At 48.4% G+C, this 26,485-nt stretch carries 20 protein-coding genes; 18 read left to right on the top strand and 2 right to left on the bottom strand.

The genetic code is table 11. The annotated features are described in order from the left end of the window. Positions 1 to 52 precede the first annotated feature (52 nt). From nth to ACWXW9_RS00985, 18 genes are all read left to right on the top strand, one after another. Positions 53 to 727 carry an endonuclease III gene (gene nth, locus ACWXW9_RS00900; protein WP_494927877.1) on the top strand — a complete coding sequence of 225 codons (675 nt, stop codon included), beginning with the start codon at positions 53 to 55 and terminating at the stop codon, positions 725 to 727. Between the two features lie 57 nt (positions 728 to 784). Beyond that, complete coding sequence (locus ACWXW9_RS00905) at positions 785 to 1,057, top strand: hypothetical protein (protein ID WP_014282011.1); 273 nt, start codon at positions 785 to 787, stop codon at positions 1,055 to 1,057. Between the two features lie 161 nt (positions 1,058 to 1,218). After that, on the top strand, positions 1,219 to 1,764 hold the full coding sequence (locus tag ACWXW9_RS00910; protein WP_431088367.1) for a glutathione peroxidase: 546 nt from the start codon (positions 1,219 to 1,221) through the stop codon (positions 1,762 to 1,764). 192 nt (positions 1,765 to 1,956) lie between these two features. Then, positions 1,957 to 5,631, top strand: a complete 3,675-nt coding sequence (locus tag ACWXW9_RS00915; RefSeq protein ID WP_494927878.1) for a dynamin family protein — start codon at positions 1,957 to 1,959, stop codon at positions 5,629 to 5,631. Between the two features lie 267 nt (positions 5,632 to 5,898). Beyond that, positions 5,899 to 7,674, top strand: a complete 1,776-nt coding sequence (locus ACWXW9_RS00920; protein WP_494927879.1) for an ABC transporter ATP-binding protein — start codon at positions 5,899 to 5,901, stop codon at positions 7,672 to 7,674. Then, a complete protein-coding gene (locus tag ACWXW9_RS00925; protein ID WP_494927880.1) occupies positions 7,671 to 9,509 on the top strand; it encodes an ABC transporter ATP-binding protein in 1,839 nt (612 codons plus the stop codon). Before ACWXW9_RS00920 ends, ACWXW9_RS00925 begins: the two co-directional genes overlap by 4 nt. 130 nt (positions 9,510 to 9,639) lie before the next feature. Next, positions 9,640 to 10,824: a formate-dependent phosphoribosylglycinamide formyltransferase gene (gene purT / locus ACWXW9_RS00930; protein WP_494927881.1), complete on the top strand. Its 1,185-nt coding sequence runs from the start codon at positions 9,640 to 9,642 to the stop codon at positions 10,822 to 10,824. Beyond that, a complete protein-coding gene (locus tag ACWXW9_RS00935) occupies positions 10,817 to 11,278 on the top strand; it encodes a GNAT family N-acetyltransferase (RefSeq protein WP_137063378.1) in 462 nt (153 codons plus the stop codon). The genes purT and ACWXW9_RS00935 overlap by 8 nt, the downstream gene beginning before the upstream one ends. Before the next feature lie 221 nt (positions 11,279 to 11,499). Next, positions 11,500 to 12,237, top strand: coding sequence for a CAP domain-containing protein (locus tag ACWXW9_RS00940; RefSeq protein ID WP_494927882.1), 738 nt, complete (start codon positions 11,500 to 11,502; stop codon positions 12,235 to 12,237). Positions 12,238 to 12,483: 246 nt separating this feature from the next. Then, entirely contained in the window at positions 12,484 to 13,164 is a 681-nt protein-coding gene (locus tag ACWXW9_RS00945; protein ID WP_494927883.1) for a TIGR00266 family protein, read from the top strand. 239 nt (positions 13,165 to 13,403) lie between these two features. Continuing rightward, complete coding sequence (locus ACWXW9_RS00950; protein ID WP_494927884.1) at positions 13,404 to 14,351, top strand: GDSL-type esterase/lipase family protein; 948 nt, start codon at positions 13,404 to 13,406, stop codon at positions 14,349 to 14,351. Then, on the top strand, positions 14,351 to 15,427 hold the full coding sequence (locus ACWXW9_RS00955; RefSeq protein WP_494927885.1) for an ABC transporter ATP-binding protein: 1,077 nt from the start codon (positions 14,351 to 14,353) through the stop codon (positions 15,425 to 15,427). The genes ACWXW9_RS00950 and ACWXW9_RS00955 overlap by 1 nt, the downstream gene beginning before the upstream one ends. Beyond that, positions 15,420 to 16,409: an ABC transporter permease gene (locus ACWXW9_RS00960; protein ID WP_494927886.1), complete on the top strand. Its 990-nt coding sequence runs from the start codon at positions 15,420 to 15,422 to the stop codon at positions 16,407 to 16,409. Before ACWXW9_RS00955 ends, ACWXW9_RS00960 begins: the two co-directional genes overlap by 8 nt. Before the next feature lie 98 nt (positions 16,410 to 16,507). Next, on the top strand, positions 16,508 to 18,487 hold the full coding sequence (gene parE, locus ACWXW9_RS00965; RefSeq protein WP_494927887.1) for a DNA topoisomerase IV subunit B: 1,980 nt from the start codon (positions 16,508 to 16,510) through the stop codon (positions 18,485 to 18,487). 22 nt (positions 18,488 to 18,509) lie between these two features. After that, positions 18,510 to 20,972 (top strand): DNA gyrase subunit A, encoded by a 2,463-nt coding sequence (gyrA, locus tag ACWXW9_RS00970; protein ID WP_494927888.1) that lies wholly within the window; start codon positions 18,510 to 18,512, stop codon positions 20,970 to 20,972. A gap of 275 nt (positions 20,973 to 21,247) precedes the next feature. After that, positions 21,248 to 21,718, top strand: a complete 471-nt coding sequence (locus ACWXW9_RS00975) for a MarR family winged helix-turn-helix transcriptional regulator (RefSeq protein WP_134914017.1) — start codon at positions 21,248 to 21,250, stop codon at positions 21,716 to 21,718. A 344-nt stretch (positions 21,719 to 22,062) separates the two neighbouring features. Continuing rightward, complete coding sequence (locus ACWXW9_RS00980; RefSeq protein WP_137063370.1) at positions 22,063 to 22,548, top strand: MarR family winged helix-turn-helix transcriptional regulator; 486 nt, start codon at positions 22,063 to 22,065, stop codon at positions 22,546 to 22,548. Further along, positions 22,532 to 24,034, top strand: coding sequence for a DHA2 family efflux MFS transporter permease subunit (locus ACWXW9_RS00985; RefSeq protein WP_134914021.1), 1,503 nt, complete (start codon positions 22,532 to 22,534; stop codon positions 24,032 to 24,034). Before ACWXW9_RS00980 ends, ACWXW9_RS00985 begins: the two co-directional genes overlap by 17 nt. A gap of 94 nt (positions 24,035 to 24,128) precedes the next feature. Here ACWXW9_RS00985 and ACWXW9_RS00990 read toward each other — a convergent pair whose 3' ends face one another. Together ACWXW9_RS00990 and ACWXW9_RS00995 are read right to left on the bottom strand one after the other, a co-directional pair. Next, positions 24,129 to 24,875: an RluA family pseudouridine synthase gene (locus tag ACWXW9_RS00990; RefSeq protein WP_494927889.1), complete on the bottom strand. Its 747-nt coding sequence runs from the start codon at positions 24,873 to 24,875 to the stop codon at positions 24,129 to 24,131. An 8-nt stretch (positions 24,876 to 24,883) separates the two neighbouring features. Beyond that, positions 24,884 to 25,747 (bottom strand): class I SAM-dependent methyltransferase, encoded by an 864-nt coding sequence (locus ACWXW9_RS00995; protein WP_014281993.1) that lies wholly within the window; start codon positions 25,745 to 25,747, stop codon positions 24,884 to 24,886. Positions 25,748 to 26,485 lie beyond the last annotated feature (738 nt).

Here is a 26,485-nt window from a genome sequence, read left to right on the forward strand (position 1 = left end):
GATGCGGGCTATCCCGTATCAAGACGTTTTTTTTGGTAGGAGGTAGGATTCCGTGAATGCAGCAACCGCACGTCATATATTGGACACCATCGGTACAATGTTTCCGGATGCCCATTGTGAGCTGAACCATGATAATGCTTTTGAATTAACGATTGCTGTGTTATTGTCCGCTCAATGCTCCGATCAGATGGTGAATAAAGTAACGGCAGACCTGTTTCAAAAATACAAGACACCCGAGGATTATTTGACTGTTCCCATTGAAGAGTTGGAGCAGGATATCCGCAGAATCGGCTTGTACCGAAACAAGGCTAAGCATATTCATAACCTGTGCCGTATATTGATAGACCAGTACGGGGGAGAAATACCGTCTGAGCATGATGAGTTGGTCAAGCTTCCCGGTGTTGGGCGCAAGACGGCTAATGTCGTTGTGTCCACCGCTTTTAATGTACCTGCCATTGCGGTAGATACGCATGTAGAGCGTGTTTCCAAACGACTCGGCTTTGCGGGATGGGACGATTCAGTACTTGAGGTTGAAAAGAAACTGATGAAAAGGGTGCCAAGGGACGAATGGTCCTTGACCCATCACAGAATCATTTTTTTCGGTCGCTACCACTGTAAAGCCCAAAATCCTCAATGTCAGGTATGTCCGTTGCTCGATGTATGCAGGGAAGGCAAGAAACGTATGAAAACGTCCCCGATCAGGAAAGATAAGGAACGTAGAGCTTAAAGACCCGACAGAGATTACGAGGGTTTAACCATTTAAGTGTAGAAAAGGATGAAGAGTATGAAATGCATTTCGGTATATACAGACAATTTTGAGGCTTTCTCCGATATTTTTGAACAAATCGTAACATCGGAGTTTGCTGAAAATGAAGAACGCGAGCTTGAAGGAATTACGGTTAGCCATTCTGGTGATGTACCCGAGCATTATCTGGAGCGTATGTCTCAGAAGCCGGAAGTAGTCGTAATGAAGGACAAATCCCGCGGAATTACGATTTTGCAGCATGGTCAAGTATTTGAAATTTTGCTGCCAGTGCTTGAGACGGCAACCAATTAAGTTCAATTAGCGGACATGCTTGCATGGTCCGCCGAAGGCGGCTCGGCTGGTCTAACCAGCCTGGGGGCGCATGGCGTGCACAGTCCTTGAAGTCTATCATGGACGATTCCACATATCTAAATATGAAATGTTCAATTACATCTTCAGAGGAGTTATTCTTAATGAGCATTTATGATTATTCAGCCGTGGCAATGAACGGCAAGGAAATCGCCCTTAGAGATTTTAAAGATAAGGTGGTGTTGATTGTAAATACGGCCAGCCAATGCGGGTTTACATTTCAATATCAGGATTTGCAGCGTCTGTATGATCACTATAAGGATAGAGGTTTGGTAATTCTCGGCTTTCCGTGCAATCAGTTTGCCGATCAGGAGCCAGATTCCAATGACAGCGTGCATACATTTTGTACCTTGAATTATGGGGTCGCATTCCCGATGTTCCAAAAGGTGGATGTACGTGACAAGCAGGCTCACCCGTTATTTACATATCTTGCTTCGTCGTTGCCCTTTGAGGGCTTTGATGAAACGCATTCGGTTGCCAAAATACTTATACCTTTAATTCACGAGCGTCATCCTGAATACTTGGCGGGAGATTCGATCAAATGGAATTTCACGAAATTCCTGATTGATCGGAACGGGAAAGTGGTCAAACGCTTTGAAGCGACGACTGATCCTCTGGATATGGAAGAGGATATTGAAGCTTTATTATAATGACCGTTTTGGACAGAATGAAACGAACTTATTTTTATGATTGATGAAAAGGCGGTTTCCCCAAAGTCGTGCACTTGAGGGTAACGCCTTTTTTTTACAACTTTTTAATTGTGATGATTCTCACAGCGACTTAGGGATGCTACAATAAAGCTATTTGAGGCAGCTAAGAGACAAGGAGTGGAACTGTAGCTTATGATGCAAACGATTACAGGAGATACCGGGGAAGAATGGAATACGATAGAACGGCTGCGGGATTTTTTGCGCACAGCTGGGGATGAGGAAGGAGCAAAAGCTGTAGCTGAATTGATGGAAAAGGCGGAAGCAGAGGAACTAACCATTGCATTTTGTGGACATTTTTCGGCTGGGAAGTCGAGTTTAATCAACAGTTTGTGCGGCAAAACAGTACTGCCGTCCGGGCCGATTCCTACGAGCGCTAATGTGGTGTCCATCCGTTACGGACGTTCGAGAGCGCTCATTCATCCGGCCAAAACATTAGAAAACCCGGAGCCGGAGGTACTGGAAACCTCTTTATTCGAGCTGGATGAATATTGTAAAAATGGCGGAGCTTATGAATCGGTTCAGGTATGGGAGGATGTCCCGATGTTGGCTGGCGGAGGGGTATTGATGGATACGCCTGGTGTTGACTCCACGGACCATGGTCATGCGCTGGCGACACATTCAGCTTTACACTGGGCGGATATTGTTTTTTATGTGATGGATTATAACCATGTCCAATCGGAAAATAATTTGTCCTTTGCCAAAAGCCTGTCAGATTGGGGCAAGCCGTTATATTTGATTATTAACCAAATAGATAAGCATCGAGAGCGAGAGCTTTCATTTACACGTTATTGTAGTGAGGTGGAGGCCAGCTTTCATGCATGGCAGGTTAATTACACGGATATACTGTTCACCTCCTTGAAAGTGCAAAGTCATCCTTGGAACCAGTGGAAAGAGCTACCATTGCTGATTAAAGCACTGCTGGAGCGAAAAACAGAGCTATTGTTGTACAGTTTGGTTTCCTCCATGCGCCATTTGGCGGATCAACATGTGGAGGCTGTACAGGCTGCTGAGAAAGAGGAACTGAACACGTTGATGGAAGAGGCAGGCGGGGAGGAAGCAATTTCGCGTCTGGATACGGAGCTGGAAATCTTGCAGCAAGAGGATGAACGCTGGCAGATGCTGCCGGAGCAGGAGTATAAACGGCTACGGCAAGAGCTGGATCAGCTGCTGGAGCATGCACATTTGACACCAGCAGAGCTGCGAGAGGCGGCGGGCGAATATCTGGAGAGCCGCAGGCCGGGTTTCAAGACCGGGTTGTGGTTCGCTGGAGGTAAGACGGAGCGAGAGAAGGGAGTACGTTTGGAACGACTGACTGGTATGTTGGCTGATCAGGTAGAGGGTCAGTTGCTCCCCCACGTTCGAGAGCTGCTGCGTTCCTGGGGGGACGGGCATGGTTTGTGGTCTGCTGCGCTGGAGCAAGAACTGGAGAAAATTCGTCCTGTGACAGATCGACAGCTGGTTGAGCAGACGGTGAAAGAAGCAGCGTTGTCGCCAGAGTATACGCTGAACTATTGCAAGGATTTGCGCAGCACCGTCACGGCAGATTGCCGTCACAAGGCGTTGGCGCTGGCAGACCGCCTGCTGGCGCAACTGACTGCGCAGACCGAGACACGCCGCGCGGCTCTCGCATCCGCACGCACCGAGCTGCTGGCGCAGGCGGACGCGGCAGGCCGTTATTGCGCCCGCCTAAGCGCATCGGCTGCGCACGCCACCGCGCTGCGCAGTCTGCTGCCGCAAGCTGCTGTGCCCGGCGCGTTGCCTCGCGCGGCAACGCCTGCGCCTGTGGCGGAAACCGCCGTCGCGGCTTCGCCCGCGACAGTGAGCGCTGCGCGTACCACCACCGCTGGCGCAGGGGCCGCATCGGCGCAGCCGCTGGCGGGCACGGCGATAGCACAGCCCGCCGCCGGAGGCCGCCGCACGCGGCTGGATGCAGCAGCGTCCCGGTTGGAGGCTGCCGCTGCATTAGTGAGTCCGTACCCTGCCATGCAGGCGGTGGTACGGGATTTACACGCCCGCGCCGCTGCGCTGGAGGGCGGGCGGTTCACGCTGGCGCTGTTCGGAGCGTTCAGCGCCGGGAAGTCCAGCTTCGCCAACGCTTTGCTGGGCGAGGCGGTGTTGCCCGTATCGCCGCATCCGACGACAGCGGCGATTAACCGGATTATGGTGCCCGCAAGCCAGGAGCGTCATGCCACCGCTGACGTCCAAATGAAATCCGTGGACGCTTTGCGTGAAGACCTTAGATACTCGTTCCGTCTGCTAGGACTGGGAGAACCAGGTGTAGAAGGATGGCAGGATGCCGTACATGCGTTGTCGCCGGAAGGTATTCACCCTGCCGGACGGCCCCATTACAGCTTTTTGAAGGCCGCCGCAGCCGGATGGGCAGAAGCTGAAAGCTTGCTGGGCCAGCAGCTTCAAGTAAATCTGGAGCAATATCGGGACTTTGTTGCCTCTGAGCATAAGTCATGCTTTGTAGAGCATATTGACCTTTATTATGACTGCCCTTTGACCCGTCAGGGGATCGTGCTGGTGGATACGCCCGGAGCGGATTCAGTAAATGCGCGCCACACAGGCGTAACCTTCAATTATATGAAGCATGCGGACGCTCTTGTATTTGTCACCTACTATAATCATGCGTTTACCCAGGGAGATCGTCAATTTTTGAATCAATTGGGTCGGGTGAAAGAGACGTTGGCGTTGGATCAGACCTTTTTTATCGTCAATGCAGCGGATCTCGCTTCGTCCGAAGCAGAGCTACTATCCGTGACCAAACATGTGCAAGAGCAACTGCAAGCAAACGGGATTCGTAAGCCGCGTATTTATCCGCTGTCAAGTATGCTGGCGCTGGAAGCAGCCGAGCAGGGAGAGGCTTCGCTGCGTGCGTCCTCACTTTTTGATGCGTTTGAAAATGATTTTTCAGCATTCGCAGCCGAAGAACTGGCCGGATTGTCCATTGCGTCCGCCATGCAGGAGCTGGCGCGGCTGCGGAGCCGGATAGAGCAACACGCCGTCGATGCCAGGTATAGCCTGGAGGAACGCGAAGGGCGGTTGGAGCGATTAACCCATATCCGCGAAGAACTGGAGCAAACCCTCTTGAGTCTTTCTGACAGCAGCGGTGCAGCCGTGTTGTCTGGGGAAACCGATGAACTGTTGTTTCACGTACGCCAACGGCTTGCTTATCGGACTGGAGAGTTTATGGCGGAGGCGTTTCATCCGTCTGTCCTGCGGGAAGGCGTGGGCGATCTTCGCTCAGCCTTTGCATCCTGTGGCCGTGAACTAATGCGCCTGATCGAACTGGAGCTGTCACAGGAATTGCTGGCAACCACGCTCAGGCTGGAAAAAACGGGACAAGGCTTGGTACGCAAGGCTGTACAACGGTGCGTAGAGGATATGAACCATCAACTGGAAGGACTGGATTGCACGGTTCCTGAACCCCGAGAGTGGGCTGTTCCCGAACTGATCGAAATTTCCTTGCAGGAGTCCATCCATTGGAAGGATTATTGGAACAGCTTTAAAAATCCAAAGTTATTTTTTGAAGGAGCTGGTCGCGCGGGTCTGCAAACCAAGCTGGAGCCGGTGCTGCGCGAGCGAATCGGGGAAGCTGTAGAGCAACAGCGAGAACAACTATCCTCTTTTTACATTACGCTGGTGCAGGAGGAACAAACGTGGCAGATGGCTCTGCTTCGGGAGCAGATGCTGGAGACGATTGGTGGTATGGAGCATGCACTAACGGGTGGTGAACAGCCACAGGTTTGGGAAGAGCTTGCTAGCCGGATCGCCGCCTTGGAGAAGGAAGAATCTCTGAGATAAAGTATATAAATATGCACACAAGCATAGCTTTCATCAGGACACCGGGTTGCGGGACAACCCGGTGTTTTACGCATGCTCCAAAAAGAAAGCAATGTTGAGCAATCAGCCATATTCAATGATAAGAAAGCGATTTAATTTGCCTAATCACCCGCCAATTGCGAACCTGCCTGAAAACGGCCTCTTATCCTCTTTGCCGCCTTGGAATGCGAATGGTAAACTTCACTAAGCCATATAACAACGTCGTGCAACTAATGGAGGGACATTGACATGGAAGTGCTCAGGCAATTGCAGGGCTTTTTTCGTGAGAGGAGACATTATCTGTTTCTTTCTATTCTATGCCTTGCGATAGCGACGGCCCTGGGACTGGTGTATCCAAACCTGCTCCAAAGGCTAATTGATAACGCTATCATCCCCGGTGACTTCGGGAAAGTCCCGGCACTGGCTCTAACTGTGCTGGGAGTAGTGATCGTCAAAGGGTTTATGCAATTTTTACACGGATTTTTTGGTGGACGGCTGGGTAACTATCTGGCCTACCGACTCCGCAATGCTTGTTATGAAAAGCTGCAATTTTTGTCCTTCAGATATTATGACACTGCCAAAACGGGCGATCTCATGTCCCGTTTGACGGGTGATCTGGAGGCGATTCGCAATTTTATCGGGTTTGGTTTTGCCCAACTCCTCAATGTCGTACTGATGGTCGTATTCGGATCTATGATGATGCTGTACATCAACTGGCAGCTCACCCTCTTTACAATGATCAGCATGCCTCTGCTGCTCTTCGTCACGTTTAAGTTCGAATCCCGAATTCACCCCACCTTTCAGGAAATGCGGCTTGCACTAAGCGCCTTGACGACAGCGGTGCAGGAAAATATAACAGGTGTGCGCACCGTCAAATCTTTTGCCCGCGAATCATATGAGGTTGAAAAATTTTCAGTGCGAAATGAGCAGTACAAAAGTAATCAAATTCAAGCAGCTTCCCTGTGGAGCCGTTTCTTCCCTGCCATGGAGCTGATTGCTTCTGTCAGTGTGGTTCTCCTGCTGGGCATGGGGGGCTATCTGGTTATTGAAAAATCGCTGACCCTGGGTCAGCTTGTCGCTTTTTTTAGCTTAATTTGGTACATTATCGGCCCCATCTGGAACATTGGCTTTCATATCAATAACTATACGCAGTCCAAAGCTTCGGGTGAACGGGTCTTGGAGCTTTTGAATCAACCGGTGGATGTTACCGATGAAGCTGATGCGCTGACACTTGATGCTGATGAGGTAGAGGGTCATGTTACATTTGAACATGTCACTTTTGCTTACGGGAATAAGCTACCCGCTGTGGTAGACATCAACCTGGATGCGCCCCCGGGATCAGTTATCGGTATTTTGGGCGGAACGGGATCAGGTAAATCCACTATTATTCAACTGCTTATGCGAGCTTACAATGTGAACGCAGGCAGCATCAAGCTGGATGGAACGGATATACGCCATTTGAAAATCCGTGATTTACGTGCTCAAATTTCTTCAGTGTTTCAGGAGACGTTCCTGTTCTCATCATCCATTCGTAACAACATCGCCTATGGACTAAGCCATGTCAGCATGGATGACATTATACGCGTATCCAAGCTGGCTCAGGCACATGAATTTATTACCGAGCTGCCATTGGGTTATGACACTGTCGTCGGTGAACGGGGACTGGGGCTGTCCGGTGGGCAAAAACAACGGATTGCCATCGCACGGGCCTTACTCAAAAATCCGAAAATTCTGGTGCTTGACGATGCGACCAGCGCGGTCGACATGGAGACGGAGCATGAAATCCAGACCGGTTTTCAAGAGGTTATGCGGGGACGGACGACCTTTATTATTGCTCACCGTATTTCTTCACTTCGTCATGCTAATGAAATCGTAGTGCTGGAGGAAGGACGCATAGTTCAGCGAGGAACGCATGAACAGCTCATTGCAACTCCAGGTCCATATCAGGATGTGTATCATATTCAATACGCCGACTACATAGCCCAAACTCCTGACGGTGTATCCGAAAGGCAGGTGAGACCATGAATATACCCGCTGAAAAAGCCAAACCGCTTCAAAAACCAATGAATGAGCGATTTGTGTACCAGGATGATGATATCATCGACAAACCGTTTAACTGGTCGGAGTTCAAACGGTTGCTTGCTTACATGAAGCCTTATGCCCGGCAGATTCTGCCGATTCTGCTGGTTATGATGATTCTCGGTACCATTACCAAGCTGACCGTTCCCTATCTGATCAGTCTGGCCATTGACAAGGCGATTGCTCCCACATGGCCTGCACTGCCCAGTGTAAAATTACTGATGTTTATAACCGGGGCTGTGCTGTTGCTATATTTGATTCAATGGGCAGCCAGCACATATCGCATTAAATTCACCAATATTATCGGTCAACGTGTCATTTATGATCTGCGTGAGGATCTGTTTAAGCATATTCAGAAGCTTTCCTTCAACTTCTTTGATAAAAGACCGGCTGGCTCTGTCTTGGTACGCGTTACGAATGACATCAACTCACTTCAGGATCTATTTACGAATGGTGCGGTGAATGTCCTGATTGACTGCGTACAGCTCACTGGAATCATTGTCATTTTGCTACTGATTAACTGGAAGCTTGGTCTGGCAGTGATTGTGACTGTTCCAATCATGTTTTTGATCTCTACCAAGCTGCGTGTGCGCATCCGTCGTGCCTGGCAGGAAGTACGTATGAAGAATTCCCGTATCAACTCCCATCTGAATGAGTCCATTCAGGGTATCCGTGTGACACAGGCGTACACGCAGGAACAGGAAAACATGGCTTATTTCGATAACATGAACAGCTCCAGCAGGCGGTCTTGGGATAAAGCTTCCGCCATGAATCAGGTTTTTGGACCGCTCATTGATATTACCGGAGGATTGGGCACGCTTGTGCTGTTCTGGTTCGGGGCGCATTTGATTCAGACGGATCAACTTACGGTAGGTCTGCTGGTTGCGTTTGCCAACTATGTGGGGAACTTTTGGGACCCGATTAATCGACTGGGGCAAATGTACAACCAGTTGCTGGTTGCGATGGCTTCGTCGGAAAGAATTTTTGAGTTTATGGATGAACAGCCGAATATTGCGAATAAGCCGGGAGCCAAAGACCTGCCGTCCATTCGCGGCGATATTCATTTTGAAGAAGTTGTTTTTGAATATGAAAAGGGACGTCAGGCGCTTAAAGGCATTAATCTTTCTGTCGAGGCGGGTCAATCCATTGCGCTTGTCGGGCATACCGGATCTGGTAAAAGCACCATCATTAATCTGCTCAGCCGGTTTTATGACATTACATCAGGGCGACTTACGATTGACGGCCATGATGTGCGTGATGTAACGGTGGAGAGCTTGCGTAGTCAAATTAGCATTGTACTTCAGGATACGTTTATTTTTTCAGGCACGATTCGCGATAATATTCGATTCGGTCGCCTGGATGCAACGGATGAGGAAATTGAAGCGGCTGCGAAAGCAGTTAATGCTCATGAATTCATCGTTCATTTGCCGGGTGGTTATGAAACGGAGGTCGAGGAGCGGGGCGGTATGCTGTCCATGGGCCAGCGCCAACTGTTATCCTTTGCCCGCGCATTGCTCGCTAATCCGCGAATTCTTATTTTGGATGAAGCCACAGCGAGTATAGATACAGAAACAGAGCTCAAAATTCAGGAGGCTCTTCAGGTGCTGCTGGATGGCAGAACCTCCTTCATGGTTGCTCACCGTTTGTCCACGATTCGGAATGCCGATCATATCGTCGTGCTGGATCATGGGCAGATCCAAGAAAGTGGGAATCATGAACAATTGATGAAAAAACATGGAATTTATCGGGGGCTGGTGGAAGCACAGTTCAGATTTTTGTAAAAAAAAGAGCAAAAAATCGCGGTTTTTGTAAATTTAAATGCGGAGCGCTATTGCAATCTTGGAGCTAAACCCTGAAAATAAAGATGAAAAGAGATCAGAGCAATTTTCGTCAGAGGGGGAAGAGTTCAAGATGTGGGGTGCTCCTTTTTCTGCCGGGGCTATAAAGATGCTGCTGCTGGGTAGCGGCGAATTGGGAAAAGAAGTCATTATTGAAGCTCAGCGGCTTGGCGTGGAATGCATTGCTGTAGACCGTTATGAACTGGCCCCAGCAATGCAGGTTGCCCATCGTTCTCATTGTTTGGATATGCAGGATGCTGAGGCGTTGAAGGCACTGATTCGCAAGGAAAAGCCCGACATAATTGTACCTGAAATCGAAGCTATTGCTACGGGTGCTTTGGAAGAATTGGAGCAAGAGGGATTTCACGTAGTTCCAACGGCCCGGGCCGCCCGTCTTACGATGGACCGGGAGGGTATTCGCAGACTTGCTGCCGAGAAGTTGCAACTTCCGACTGCCGCCTACCGCTTTGCAGATGATTTTGAGCAATTGCGGTCAGCGGTTCATGAGCTGGGCACGCCATGCGTGGTCAAGCCCTTGATGAGTTCGTCGGGGAAAGGGCAGTCTGTGTGCCGGACACCCGTAGACGCTGAATCCTGTTGGAATACGGCGCTGGAAGGCGCACGTGCCAAAACAACACGTGTCATTGTTGAAGCTTTTGTTCCGTTTGAGAGTGAAATTACGTTATTGACCGTCAGATCAGTATCGGGTACGACTTTTTGCCCACCGATTGGTCATATTCAGAAGGATGGGGATTATGTCGAATCTTGGCAACCTCATGGCATGACGGACAAGCAGCTTTCGGACGCGCAGGACATTGCCCGTACAATTACGGATGAACTGGGTGGTTACGGATTGTTTGGCGTGGAGCTGTTTTTAACGGCTGATGGCGTCGTATTCAGTGAAGTATCCCCCCGTCCGCATGATACGGGAATGGTGACGATGATTACGCAGGATTTGTCGGAATTTGCGCTTCATGTGCGGGCCATTCTCGGATTTCCGATACCGTCGGTCACACTGCTAACCCCTGGGGCTTCGGCTACCTTGAAGGCAGAAGGGGCTACACGGGATTTTGTAATCGGTGGTCTGCATGATGCATTATTGCTACCCCGGACACAGGTGCGAGTGTTCGGGAAGCCTGAAACCAAGCCGGGACGCCGGATGGCTGTAGCGCTTAGCGCTGCGGGAGATGTGGAAACAGCACGGAAGACGGCCAAAGAAGCTGCCAATATGCTGAAAGTGGAGGTAAATCATGTCTAACAATGTGATGATTCCAGTACTGACAATTCGTTCCGTAGAGCTTGGCGATTGCGAAGCCGTAACAGGACTGCTAAGAGAAGTCGGATATCCGATGACTTGTGGTGTGATGAAAGAAGTTATGGGAACTACGCAGGAGGACTGTCAAGCCAATATGATGGTTGCAGAAATGGATGGTCGTGTTGTCGGCGTAATCGGCATGCATACGGCTCAAAGCTTGGCTTATCCTGATCCTGCCGTACAAATCACCATGCTGGTCGTGAGCAAGGAGTATCGCGGCGAGGGCATCGGCAAGCGCCTGGTGGCATGTGGTGAGGAGTGGGGACGTGAGCAAGGAAGTCTCCATTTGTTCATTACCGGAGCGAATAACCGCATCAAACAAATAGAGGCACATGCATTCTACAACCGAATCGGCTTTGAAAAGCAAGGCTACCGTTTTAGCAAAAAGCTTAAATAATATTCCTGTATAAGCCGGGATTATATTCAGAGCCTCATTACCATAGATCAGTCCTGTTTAGGCCATTGCCGAGCGGGGCTATTTTTTTACCAACTTTTACACCATTGATCCTGCTAGGAAACATGATATACTGCTAGAGTAAAGATTACAAAGTTGTAACCACGCATGTTCAGAGCGAACATGTGCACACCAAGAAATTAATACAACAAGGAGATGACGAAATGAAGAATATGTTGAAAAAAACACTGGTGATGGGAAGTTTAAGCGCCGTTTTATCCGCAGGATTCATCGTTCCGGCATCAGCAGCACCGGCTGACGATTTGTCAGCGCAGCTACAACAGTGGCTACAAAATAGCGGAAACTCTGTTCAATTGTCCAATGGGACGACGACAGTAACGAAGAACGTAACTACGGATTGTTTCGGACAGGACAAGGCTAAAACTCAAACAGGGAATCCTTCTTCGGGCAAGCAAGTAACCAAACAGGGAAACCAAAATGCTTCACAGTCTGCTAACCAGCAGCAGAATCAAGCTCAAAACACCAATGCAGGTGCAGGTCAGTCCGCAGGATCGGATGCACAGCCCAGCAAGTCTCAATTTGCAGCAGAGGTTGTAAAGCTGGTAAACAACGAGCGCAGCAAAAATGGTCTGAAGCCACTGACTTCCGACGCGAAGCTTACGGAAGTAGCTTTGGCTAAAGCGAAGGATATGAGTACTAATAATTACTTTTCTCATACATCTCCAACCTATGGCTCACCATTTGATATGATGAAGAAATTCGGCGTAAGTTATACGTATGCGGGTGAAAATATTGCAATGGGACAACAAACACCACAAGAAGTGATGAAGGCCTGGATGAACAGTCAGGGACACCGTGAAAATATTTTGAAGGCAGAATATACACAAATCGGTGTAGCTTACTATAATGGATATTGGGTTCAGGAATTTACACGTAACTAAAAGTCGATCATAAAAAAGCGTTTTAAACGTCATTATGTTAAGGTATTATACTGACAGCCTAACGCTAGATTTAAGGGCCTGCTGACACGTTCAGCGGGCTTTTTTTACGTTGTTGCCCTGCTAATGCTGCGCCTTAACTATTATTCTTGCTTATATGCAAGGACAGGCATAAGTGCGGCAAGTATAGTATGATAGCACCAAGCTATATTGATAACTAATAAACTTATAAGAAAGTCAGGTGAACGAATGAGCTATGAAATTGTGCATGAAGGTGCTTTTGCTATGCTCAAGGTGCAATTGAATCCTGGGGAAACGATTAAAGCGGAGATGGGAGCCATGGTTTCCATGTCGTCCAGCGTGGATATAAAGGGGACTGTCGATGGTGGGTTATTGCGCGGTTTAGGCCGGATGCTGAGCGGGGAGAAATTTTTTTTTCAGGAGCTAAGAGCAGCTCGGGGGCCGGCTGAAGTGATGCTTGCTCCGGCAAGTATAGGTGATGTGCAAGCGGTGGAATTGGACGGTAGTTATAGACTTTTGGTGCAAAAGGATGGCTTCTTGGCATGCACGGAGGGTATTGAGGTCAGCACCAAAATGCAAAATCTGATGAAAGGATTGTTCTCGGGCGAAGGTTTTTTTATCGTTGAAATCAGCGGTCGCGGAACAGTGTTTTTGTCCTCTTATGGAGCTATTCATCCTATTTATATAGCCCCTGGAGAGGAACGTATTATTGATAATGCTCATCTGGTGGCATGGCCGGACTATATGGATTACAAAATTGAAAAAGCGTCCAAAGGCTGGTTGTCCAGTGTAACGAGCGGAGAAGCACTTGTATGCCGTTTTCGCGGTGAGGGGACGGTATTGATCCAAAGTAGAAATCCGGGCAGCTTTGGACAATGGATCAAAAGCTTTATACCTGACAGCAAGTAGTTTTTTCGTCTGTGTAGAGGTAAAGGATGAGCTGTTCGAACCAAAAAGGTGTAATAAAAAGGATGGCTCTATGCCATCCTTTTTTACATACTTATGTAAAAAAAGAACTAAAACGGTACGTTTTTTTGTAGAAAATTACATTTATTTCGATTTTAAAAGTATAACTTTTTGCTTTCTTTTGATATGTATGCTTCATAATACTCAGAACTGTTTATTTGCAAAATGATATGAGAAGCTTTATGTTTATTTCACCAAGTGATCAGGAGGGAACACGAGTGAATTCATCAAAATGGATCTGGCGGTCTGTCGGTTCCGTGTCCATCGCCGCCACACTGCTATTATTGTACGGATTTATTGCTGCAGTACGAAGCATTACGGCTCCAGAGCCGCTCGCTAGCACCATACCTGCAAATTCGGGTTCATCACAAATACAAAATGCGCCATCCGCTGCAACTCAGGTGGGGGAGTTTAGGGTAGCTGCCATAGGAGATTCGCTGGCAAAAGGAACCGGCGATGACTCGGGCAGTGGTTTTGTACGACGGTCGGTAACCTTGTTAAATGATCAGGAAGGTCATAAGGCTCAGCTCATTAATAACCTTGGCATTAACGGGCTGACGACTCAAGGACTTTTGACCAAACTGGATGAGCCCGGCGTGGCTTATGTGTTGAAAAAGGCTAATGTTATTATTGTGTCCATTGGCGGAAATGATTTGTTTCAGGGGGCACAAGCTGCCCAAACTGGCAAAGAGCCACCTACGCTTAATGGCATGCGCAAGGCTCTGCCTGATGCAGCCAAGCGTTTGCAAAAAGTGCTGACAAAAGTCGGAAAAATCAATCCGAAGGCTAAAATTATATACGTTGGACTATATAATCCATTCAGTGACCTGCCGGAAATGAAAATTCCGGGAAATCTCGTCGTGACGGAATGGAATCTGGCTGCTATGGCGATTACCAATCAAAACAGTAATATGACGCTGATTCCAACCTTCGATTTATTTCAGCAAAATTTGCCGGTTTATTTATCCTCTGATCATTTTCATCCTAACGGACAGGGCTATCAGGCAATTGCTGAGCGTATCGCTCAAGGGTTTGCGGTAGTAGCGGCCAAGGAAGGCGACAATACGGAGGATGGACAAAAGTCCACGAGCAGCCAACCCGCTGATATGAAGAAGGGAGGGAACAAGTGATGGGTATCCAATCTGCTGACAAGACCGAGACCGATGTAGCAAGGGCTTCGACAACCACAGATGGAGCATCCAGCTATCATTCCGACAATCAGTTCGGCAGTGCAGACGGAAGCAGAAGCGACAACGAAACCGTTCTCTCTGTTCAGCACGTCAAAAAACGTATCGGACGAAAAATGATCATTCACGATGTGACATTCGATGTGCGTGCGGGCGAAATTTTTGGCTTTCTTGGTCCCAATGGAGCTGGAAAAACAACGACCATCCGTATGCTGGTTGATCTGATCAAGCCCACCGAGGGCACCATTACCGTATGTGGTCATAATGTAAACCGTGATCCAGAGCAGGCATTGCGGCATATCGGTTCTATTGTGGAAAATCCGGAGGTGTACGGTTACCTGACAGGGTGGGAGAATCTGGAGCATTTTGCCCGGATGCAGCCTGGTGTGGATGAACAGCGTATTCGTGAAGTGGTGGAGCTGGTGCGGCTGGATCGCCGTATTCATGATAAAGTAAGTACGTATTCTCTCGGGATGCGTCAGCGTCTCGGTATTGCCCAGGCCTTGCTTGGCAAACCCAAGCTGCTTATTCTGGACGAACCGACAAACGGGCTGGACCCCAAGGGGATCAAGGAGATGAGAGCTTTTATCCGTCTGTTGGCGGCAGAGGGCATGGCAGTATTTGTTTCCAGTCATTTGCTTAGTGAAATCCAGTTGTTGTGTGATCGTGTAGCGATTATTAGCCGGGGACGGGTGCTTGCTGTTGGCGGTGTGCGGGAATTGGTTGAAACGCATTCGCGTATGGCCGTATGGCAACTGGAGCCTCATGATCAGGGTCTTGCCCTGTTGGATGGCTCTCCGCATGTACAAATCATTACAAACGCCGATGAACTGATTGATGACAGCATTGTTGCAGGCAGCGGAGCGGATGCCATTTTTACTGAAATGGACGAAGAACATATTGCGGAGCTGGTCGTACAAATGACGGCTTCCGGCATTTCCGTTAAAGGGGTAACCAAAATCAACCCTACACTGGAGCAGCTATTCCTGAAAATGACGGAAGGTGAGATTCTTGAATAACATTTTACCGCTCGTACAAAATGAAACACTCAAAATCATCAAGAAGAAACGATTTTATGTCATTTTACTTGTTTTGCTTGTGCTTGTGCCGATTTTTACGTACGCTCAGATGAAGGTGGCGGAAAATAACCGCGAAAAATTCGGCAATGACTGGCGGCTGGAGCTGCGTCAGGCCATTACGGATAACCAAAATTCGCTGGGCAGCGACCGGGTTCCGGAGGAATGGAAGACCTACAGGCGAGTATTTGTTCAACAAATGCAATATTATCTGGAAAATGACGTGAACCCGAATGAGCCAAGTGGTGTAACCTTTACCAGAGAGTTTATGGACAATTCTATTAATTTGTTCGTTCCATTGCTAATTATGGCGATTGCCTCCGATCTAGTTTCAGGAGAACGGACGACGGGTACCATAAAAATGCTGCTGACCCGTCCTGTCAGGCGGTGGAAGGTGCTGCTGAGCAAGCTGCTAACACTGTATATGTTCGTTTCGCTCATCATTTTGGCTGTGTTTGTGATCAGTTATCTTATATCTAGCTTGTTTTTTGGCTTTCGCGGCTTTAATGTTCCGGTATTTACGGGCTTCCAAATTGTTGGATCGACGGTGGATATGTCTGCGGTACATGCGATCCCGCAATGGTACTATCTGATGTTACAAGCCGGATTGATCTGGTTCGTCAGTCTCGTGATAGCCTCGCTTGCCTTTATGGTATCGGTGCTGGTACGCAGTACGGCGGCAAGCATTGTGGTAATGATGGCTGCGCTTATTTCAGGCACAATTTTAACGAACATGGCCTCATCCTGGCAGAGTGCAAAATATTTATTTATGGTCAACCTCGAATTGACCGATTATTTATCAGGAAGCCCCGCCCCGATTGAGGGGATGACCTTGCCGTTTTCTTTGGCTGTACTGGGCATTTGGGGGGCTGCGGCGCTGATTGTTTCATTCGCCGTCTTTACGAAACGGGATATATTGAATTAAAATGGACAAGGTAAAAGAAAACATCTGTTTGCATTTTTGGTGAAAATCATCAAGAATAAGGCAAAACACGGTTACGATTAGACAAAGGGGGAGCATGAATGGTCGACAAAATCGACTTGTCTGCGGGAGCGTCCGGCACTCAGAACGGAGCTTTGGAATATGGCGTGGACGACATTCAAGTGCTCGAAGGGCTTGTGGCAGTTCGCAAACGGCCGGGCATGTATATTGGGAGCACCAGTTCTTCGGGACTACATCATTTGGTATGGGAAATTGTGGACAACGCGGTTGATGAACATCTTGCCAAGTTTTGCTCCCGCATTGACATTACAATGCATAAGGACGGTTCCGTTACAGTAACTGATAACGGGCGTGGTATTCCTACGGGAATGCACAAAACAGGAATTCCAACACCGCAGGTAGTATTTACCATTTTGCACGCCGGAGGTAAGTTCGGCGGTTCGGGTTATAAAAAGTCCGGGGGTCTGCACGGTGTGGGCGCGTCCGTAACGAACGCTCTTTCGGAATGGCTTGAAGTGGAAATTTACCGGGACGGCAAGATTCACCGTCAGCGGTTTGAATATTGGCAGGACAAGAAGGGCGTGGAGCATGTCGGGGAACCGACCACAGGCCTTGAAGTGCTGGGCAATACCAACAAGACGGGCACCAAAATTACTTTTAAACCGGATATTCGCGTATTCCAGGCAGGCATTCATTTCAACTACGATACGCTGGCCGAACGGCTTCAAGAAATTGCTTTTCTGAACTCGGGTCTTCGTATCCAGCTTAAAGATGAACGCAGCGGGAAGTCGGATGAGTATTTTTACGAGGGCGGAGCGAGTCAGTTTGTCGCTTTTCTGAATGAAGGCAAGGACGTGCTGCATGACATCATTCACTTCAATGCAGAGAAGGAAGACGTTGAGGTGGAAATTGCCATTCAGTACAATGCAGGTTATACCGAAACGATTGCTTCGTTTGTTAACTCCATTCCGACACGGGGCGGGGGTACACATGAAACGGGCTTCAAAACCGCTTACACCCGTGTCATGAACGATTATGCGCGACGCACAGTAATGCTGAAGGAAAAGGATAAAAATCTGGAAGGCAATGATTTGCGAGAGGGAATGATGGCTGTAATCAGTGTCAAGATGGCTGAGGTTGAATTCGTCGGTCAGACAAAGGATCAACTGGGCAGCGCTTCCGCACGCAGTACCGTGGATGCGATTGTATCCGAGCAGATGCAGCGTTTTCTGGAGGAAAATCCGCAGGTCGCGCAAACATTAATCAAAAAGGCAGTTCAGGCATCCAGAGCGCGTGAAGCTGCGCGTAAAGCTCGGGACGAAATGCGTACCGGCAAGAAACGCAGTGAAAGCTCTAATCTGAACGGCAAGCTGTCGCCTGCACAGTCCAAGGATTTTACACGAAATGAGCTGTTTATCGTGGAAGGTGATTCGGCTGGCGGATCGGCCAAACAGGGACGTGATTCCAAAATTCAGGCTATTTTGCCATTGAAGGGTAAGCCGATGAACCCGGAGAAATCCAAGCTGGCGGATGTTATGAAAAATGATGAGTACCGCGCCATTACAGCAGCAATCGGGGCGGGAGTAGGAACAGAGTTTACGCTGGAAGACAGCAATTATTCCAAAATCATCATTATGACTGATGCGGATACGGACGGCGCGCACATTCAAGTGCTGCTGCTGACGTTCTTTTATCGGTATATGAAAGAGCTGATTGATGCGGGACGCATATTTATCGCTCAACCGCCATTGTATAAAATAACCCGGAAGTCGGGTAAGCTCGAAACGGTACGTTATGCCTGGACTGACGAGCAGCTTGACAATTACTTAAAGGAATTTGGACGGAATTTTGAGCTTCAACGCTATAAAGGACTCGGGGAGATGAACCCGGATCAGCTATGGGAAACGACGATGAATCCCGAGTCACGTACCTTGCTGCGCGTCCAGATTGAGGATGCAGCCAAGGCTGAACGCCGTGTATCGACATTGATGGGCGACAAGGTTGATCCCCGCAAGCGCTGGATTGTGGAAAACGTAGATTTTACGGAATATGTAGAGTAGTGCTAACAAATGAGGTGTATACATGAGCTTATCGGAGCAATTTTTGCCAGCTTTTCTGGAGGAAGTGGTCGGTGACCGCTTTGGCCGATATTCCAAATATATTATTCAGGATCGGGCGATACCCGATGTGCGGGATGGATTAAAGCCAGTACAGCGCCGGATTTTGTACTCCATGTATGATTCCGGCAACACACCGGATAAAGCGTATCGTAAATCTGCCAAAACGGTCGGGGACGTTATGGGTAATTATCACCCCCACGGTGACTCGTCAATTTACGACGGAATGGTGCGGATGGCGCAGCCTTGGAAAATGAGTCACGTACTTGTGGACGGTCACGGCAACTGGGGTTCCCAGGACGATGACCCGGCAGCCGCTATGCGGTACACGGAGGCCCGTCTGTCTCCTATCGCGATGGAAATGCTGCGTGATATCGAAAAACGCACGGTTATGTTCAAGGATAACTTTGATAACTCGGCAAAGGAGCCGGTTGTGCTACCTTCCCGCTATCCGAATCTGCTAGTAAACGGCTCTAGTGGGATTTCGGCCGGATTTGCGACTGAAATTCCGACGCACAGCTTACGCGAGGTCATTGACGCCAGCATTGCTGTGATGGAAAAGCCGGATATTGAGCTGGAAGAGATTATGACCTTTATTAAAGGTCCTGATTTCCCGACGGGCGGACTAATTATGGGTGGCGAAGGCATTAAAGACGCTTATCGCACAGGTAAAGGGCGTATTTATATCCGTTCCAAAACGGAAATTCAATCTTTGCGCGGAGGTAAGCAGCAACTGGTCATTACGGAGATTCCATACCAGATTGTTAAATCAAGGCTCGTAACCGCCATGGAGAATATCCGTCTGGAGAAAAAGGTGGAAGGGATTGCCGAGGTTCGTGACGAGAGTGGACGGAATGGTTTGCGAATTGTGGTGGAACTGAAGAAGGAAGCCGATGCGGAAGGGATTTTGGCCTATTTGCTAAAAAAAACCGACCTTCAGGTGGCATACAACTTCAACATGGTAGCCATTGTGAACAAAGCGCCGCATCAGCTTGGATTGAAGTCCATTTTGGAAGCGTATATCGCCCATCAACGCGAAGTTGTCACACACCGTATCCAGTTTGAGCTGGAAAAGGCGGAGGATCGCGCCCATGTGCTGGAAGGTTTGGTCAAGGCGCTGAACATTCTGGATGAGGTCATTGCGGCCATTAAAGCTTCCAAAAATCGCCAGGACGCGCAAAATAATTTGCAATGGATGTTTGGCTTTAGCGAACGTCAGGCCGATTCTATTTTGACCTTACAGCTTTACCGCCTCACGAATCTGGAAATCACCACGCTGGAAAAGGAATTAAGTGAAATTCAGAAAAAAATTACGCAGTACCGTTCTATTTTGGAAAGTGATCGTAAGCTGATCAGTTTGATCCGCAAGGAACTGCTGGAAATCCGTGAGAAGTACGGCATTGACCGCCGTTCGGACATACAGGGTGAGGTTGAAGAGATTAAGGTAAATCTGGAGGTCATGGTTGGGGCGGAGGATGTATTGCTGACTCTTTCCAAAGACGGCTATGTGAAGCGTACAGGTATGCTGTCCTTCACCCGTTCCGGTGGGGAGCGCTCAGCTTCTGGCGTTAAGGAAGGGGATTATGTCACCCAGTTGCTTGATGTCAACACACTGGATGTGTTGCTCGTCTTCACTCAGCGCGGACAATATTTCTTATTGCCTGTGCACCAGGTGCCGGAGTACAAGTGGAAAGAGCCGGGAACTCCGATTGTTAACGTGATTTCGTTAACCAAGGATGATCGTATCGTGAGTGTCATTCCGATCAAAAACATTGAGGAAATCGGCAAAAGTCTGGTGTTTGTAACGAAGAAGGGCCAAGTGAAGCGGACAGAGCTGACGGAATATGCAACGAAACGTTCCAGTGCTGTAGCAGCCTGCAAGGTAGCAGGGGACGATGAAGTGTTGTCGGTAACGCTAAGCGACGGCACCCGGGATATTATGCTGATTACCCGTGCAGGGATGAGCATACGATTCAAGGAGCAAGAGGTTAATGCGATGGGTCGCGTCTCGGCTGGTGTCAAAGGTATACAACTGGCGGAAGGCGATGAAATTGTCTCAGCGCTGTGGGTGGAAGAGGATGAAGGAGAAGTGCTGGTGCTGACCGAGTCCGGTTATGGCAAGCGCACGCTTCTGCTGGATTATCCTGCTCAGGGACGAGGCGGTAAAGGAATCACCACCTTTGAGTTCAAGGAAGGTAAACGAGTACGTTCGAATGGAACTCGGATCGTAGCTGCCTTCTATTGCCGTGAAGCTATTCAATTGTTTGCGATCACTGCAGAAGGGCAGACGATGTCTTTCCTTTCAGAAAAAGCTCCTTTGACCGACCGCAAGGATACAGGCAAATTGCTGGCTCCTGTGGAGAAGAAGGACGAAATTGTGAATGTGCTGCCGCGTAATGAGCCGCAGGCTTCCCAGTCTATAGAATAACAGGAAAGTCAATCGCTTTTTAGCTCGAAAAAGAGAGGTCCTCTCGTGCCATTCTGGCACGAATGAGGACCTTTTTGCCGTCATGCTGTCGAACCTTGACCACCCTCCAAAACCGAAGTGAGACTTCCTTCCCCTTTTCAATTGATGCTCCAAAAACGGCAGGAAACCGGGGCTGAATGGCGAAAATTTAATGTGATGAAATACAATCCGGACGGTGGCCCATACGGTAACTTTGATGCTTTTACTGACCCTGTTATTCAAAGGAGTGAGGCAAAATGCAAACGACCGAATTTGCGAAAATCTGGTCCAGAATGGCTAAGGATTACAAGGTTCATATGGAGCAGCAGTTGGCTCCATCATTGACTGAGGCTCAGCTTACAGTACTGGAGGTTTTGAACGAATACGGCCGTATGAAACCGTCTCAATTGATCCCGTATCTCGCAACCACACCTGCCGCGGTTACAATGCTGCTGGACCGGATGGAGCGGAATCGCCTGGTCACCCGCTTTAGAGATGTAAAGGACCGTAGAATCGTATGGATTGTTATTTCGGATCAAGGGAGAGAAGAAGCTGAACGGGGATTGCAGATAAGAGATGATTTTCTGGGCTCTGCACTAAACCGGATTTCGCAGCATAATCAAAATTTGCTGGTTTATCTGTTGGGTAAAATCACCACAAAGACGAAACCGTCTGCATCGGCAAGCGAGGCAAAGGGAGTAAAGGAACAAATAGAGCGAGCTGAATAAGCGGAACATCAGTTGAATGAAAAACGGCTTACATGAACAAACCGTCTCTTTAATATTCTAAATAAAAATGCGCGGATAATGCTGGCCAAAAGGGCCACACATGTCCGCGTTTTTTGTGCTGAAAAAACACATACTGTAGCTATTGTTACGTTTTTAAATGACTTGTTGTATCCTGCAAGTTTCAGTTGCTCTTTTCAATACCTATATCTGTTACAGGGGTGAATGTTGACATTTACATATAACATGATAAAATTAGTTATACATAAATAACATTTCGTATGCGAATAGTTGCTTGAATATGTATATGGAATGTGAATTGGGTAATGGGAAGAAGGATGGTTCCAGTGAGTGACAGAGAGGAAGACAGACTTGAGGTGTACCGGATTATTCAGTCGGTAAGGGAGGTTAACAAAACGATATTTTATGCCTTCTGGAATGAGGAGCAGCATTTGGAACTGACAGCCGTTCAGCACATGGCTTTGGCGATTCTGAATAAACGACCCAATATCGGGTTATCCGAGCTGGCAGACATAGCCCATATGGGGTGTAGCTCCATGAGCGGGGTGGTTGACCGCTTGACCAAGGCAGGATATATCGCTCGCGGACGGCATGAGCATGATCGCAGATCCTTAGTGCTGACGCTTACCCCGGAAGGAAAAGACATCATGCAAAAAGTAGACGTCATGTGGATGGAGCGCGTCTTGCCCATTCTGGACATCCCGAAGGAGCATCTGGACATGGTTCTGGATATCCATAAACAAATGATAATGAAATTGACACCGAAGGGAATGAATCAACTTGAGCAGTCCTCAAATGACACTACCAGGTAATGTACGCAGAGCACCCATTGTGGCCGCTCTGTTGATTGGCGCGTTTGTTGCGATTTTAAACCAGACGTTGATAAGTGTGGCTTTACCGAAAATGATGAGTGATCTGAATGTAGATGCCAATGTGGCTCAGTGGCTTAGTACGGGCTTTATGCTCGTGAACGGGGTATTGATCCCGGTGACCGCATTTTTGATTGCGCGTTTTTCCACTCGTAAATTGTTTATTAGTGCGATGATTATCTTTTCAATCGGCACGCTGTTGTGCGCTATTGCGCCGAGCTTTAGCATATTGCTGATCGGACGTCTCATTCAGGCCGCGGGTGCGGGTATTATGATGCCTTTAATGATGGTCGTTATCTTGAACATCTACCCAATAGAGCGTCGTGGCCGGGCGATGGGAACGCTGGGGATTGCAATGGGTTTTGCTCCAGCCATTGGACCAACCTTATCCGGTTATATAGTCCAGCATTATGACTGGCGAGTGCTGTTCTGGATCATTCTGCCGATTTCAGTGATTTCGATTGTGATCGGATTTATTTTTCTGAAAAATGTAACGGAGCAGTCCAAGCCTAAGCTGGACATTCCCGGCATCATTTTGTCTACGCTCGGTTTCGGCGGACTGTTATACGGCTTTAGTGATGCAGGAACATCGGGCTGGGGAAGTATTCCGGTCCTGTCTACGCTTATTGTGGGGACGATTGCGCTCATTCTGTTTATTGTTCGCCAACTGAAGGTTGATGAACCTATGCTGGAGTTCCGTATCTTCAAATACGACGTGTATAGCTTGACGACAATCATTAATGTCATTGTGACGATGGCTTTGTACGCCGGTATGATATTACTGCCGATTTATTTGCAAAATATCCGCGGCTTTTCACCGATTGAGTCCGGTATGCTGATGTTGCCGGGGGCGATTCTGATGGGGGTGATGTCTCCTGTAACCGGGGCTATTTTTGACCGGATCGGAGCACGATGGTTGTCTGTGATCGGTTTATTGATCATGGCTGTGACGACTTGGGAGTTCACACGCTTGACCGAGACAACGACCTACATGACGCTGCTGGCTAATTATACGGTTCGGATGTTCGGGATGTCATTGCTGATGATGCCGATCCAAACGGCCGGATTAAACCAGCTTCCGCAACGATTGAATGCGCATGGTACTGCGATGAGTAATACACTGCGTATGATTTCCGGTTCAATCGGAACAGCAATTCTGGTGACGGTGATGTCGACTCAAAGCAGCAACCGTCTGACGAATATTGTTGCATCTGAGGGATTATCTGTTACAAATAAAGCAGAGATGCTGGCAGCAGGCAACCAGGCTACGATTTATGGTATCAACTCAGCCTTTATCATTGCGACGCTGTTGAGTGTGACGGCCCTGATTTTGGCATTTTTCATCAAGAATACGAATGCTCAAAACGCTCTGCCCCGTCAGCAGTTGGTGAACAGCAAGAAAGGGCAGTCTGTGGTCTCCTCGTCATAAGGGTGGGAGGAGTATCAGATTTTTAACAAAAAAGAACCGGCAATGCATGTTTGTTTGATTACATGCATTGCCGGTTCTTTTGGTATATGCCTGCTCAATGCCCAGCTTTGAGCATACTTTCATAAAGCGATTTGGGCCACTCACTCCATGGGAATTGGGCTGGAGGGAACGAGTGGAAGCTCATGTTCTCCTTGCTAACAGGATGAGGTGCTCCAGCAAGCAGAGACCAGAGCGCCAACTGTTGACCCGGACGGCTCAGGTTGCCACCGTATTTTTGATCCCCGTATAGAGGACAGCCGATAGCCTGCATCTGTACACGAATCTGATGCGAGCGTCCGGTGTGTAGCTCAATTTGTACAAGACTGAGACCATCTGCTTGTCCAAGCACTTGGTACTCTAAAATGGCCTCTTTGGCCCCGGCCGTACCGGGACGAACTGCCTGGACCGTGTTAGTGCGACTGTCCTTTAGCAGATGATGGGTCAGACGGCCTTGTGGGGCCGCGGGAACACCGTTTAGAACCGCTGCATACATCTTGCGGAAACTACGGCCTCGAACCGACTCTGACAGCCGAGAAGCGGCTTTGGACGTCTTGGCAAAGATCATGGCACCGCCTACAGGCCGATCCAGTCTGTGAACCAGTCCTAAAAAGACATTACCAGGCTTATCGTGTCTGATTTTGAGGTCTTCCTTGAGTAAAGACAGCAGATCAGGATCACCGCTGGCGTCTTCTTGTGTCGGAACGTTGACAGGCTTTACAACGGCCAGAACATGGTTGTCCTCATATAGAACAGGGATATTCAGCTGGGCATGCCCGTGCCGGGTAAGTTCATCTGGAGTCATAGGAGGAATTAAGCCTCCCAGCGTCCGAGAATACCACAAGGCAGATTCAGCCCCGAGCGGGTAATCGGCAATCCGATTTCACCAGCGCTGATTTGACCGCCATACTTCTGCTGCATCGTCATGCTCAGCATGTTGCGCAGTACGGTAGGCGAAATCCCTGTGGTATAGGAGTTAATCAGCATGAACAACGGTTGATCGGAAATGATGCTCATGCAGGATTCCAGAAACGGATACAGGCTTTCTTCCAGCTTCCATGTTTCTCCGTTGGGTCCGCGCCCGTAAGAAGGAGGGTCCATAATGATCGCATCATACCGGTTTCCCCGGCGTTGCTCCCGCTGTACGAACTTGAATACGTCGTCTGTGATGAAGCGTACCGGACGGTCAGCTAAACCGGACAATTGCACGTTTTCCTTCGCCCATTGCACCATGCCTTTGGCCGCATCGACGTGGACAACACTTGCTCCAGCATACGCTGCGGCAGTAGTGGCTCCCCCAGTGTAGGCGAACAGATTCAGTACCGAAATCGGCCTGCCAGCGCCTTTGATTTTATCCATCATCCAGCTCCAGTTCGCTGCTTGCTCCGGAAAAAGACCGGTATGCTTGAAGCTGGTCGGTTTAATGTGGAATTTAAGCGGCCCGTAGCTGATCGTCCAACGCTCGGGAGTAGGCTTCTTCATATCCCAGCTACCGCCCCCGGAGGAACTGCGGTGGTAATGTCCATGAACATCGCGCCACTCGGCTGTTTCCTGGGACAACGGCCATATAATTTGCGGATCAGGCCGCCGCAGGACAATATCGCCCCAACGCTCCAGCTTTTCGCCGCCGCCTGTATCCACTACTTCGTAATCTTTCCATTCTTGTGCTACATACATGTACAATCCATCCTTCGGCATTCAATTCAGGATTCCGGCAGTCCTCTGCGCAAAAATCCCCATATGGAGTCTATTGTACAACAAACCTTAGCAACAATCGAATGATTCCATGGAGAAGCTGGTACTGACCGTTATAGGTCCCAGCATTTTTTGTCGCTTTATGGCGGTTAGTGATGTGCAAATATTTGTTATGTTGCAGAATTGTTTATTTTCCAAATAATTTATATTAAAGGAATTTAAAAATCATTGACATTTTTCGAATTTATATTTTATGATATTAATTAATTGTTATATCTATAGTGTTTTCTTAGTGAACACAACAACTTTTATCACCTCGATGTTATCTTATTAATCTCATCTATGATACTGAAATCCTTAGCTCTAAATCTAAGGTTTCAGCCTACTCCCAGTTTTACCTACTTCTATGAACACACACTTCAATTTGAAATATCTTACTCACACCCTGAAATACTTTTCGATCCAGGCCTGTTGATTAACTAATTATTGTGAATTTAAGAATGAAAGATATCCTTCATATTCAAGGTACATAGAAGGTATCTCCAATGAGCAGAAAGCTTATTTAGCAAGAGCAGGCGCGCAAAACGAACAAACTCCAGTGCTTCATGCTTGGGAACACGAAGGCCTACGCGATCCTACATCGTTTTTAACAGTGCGTATACGATAAGCGCTGAGAACAACTGTCCATACATCGCATTTTCGGTGGTTCCAAACCGTGTT

This window comes from Paenibacillus sp. LT-B23 (assembly GCF_059417685.1).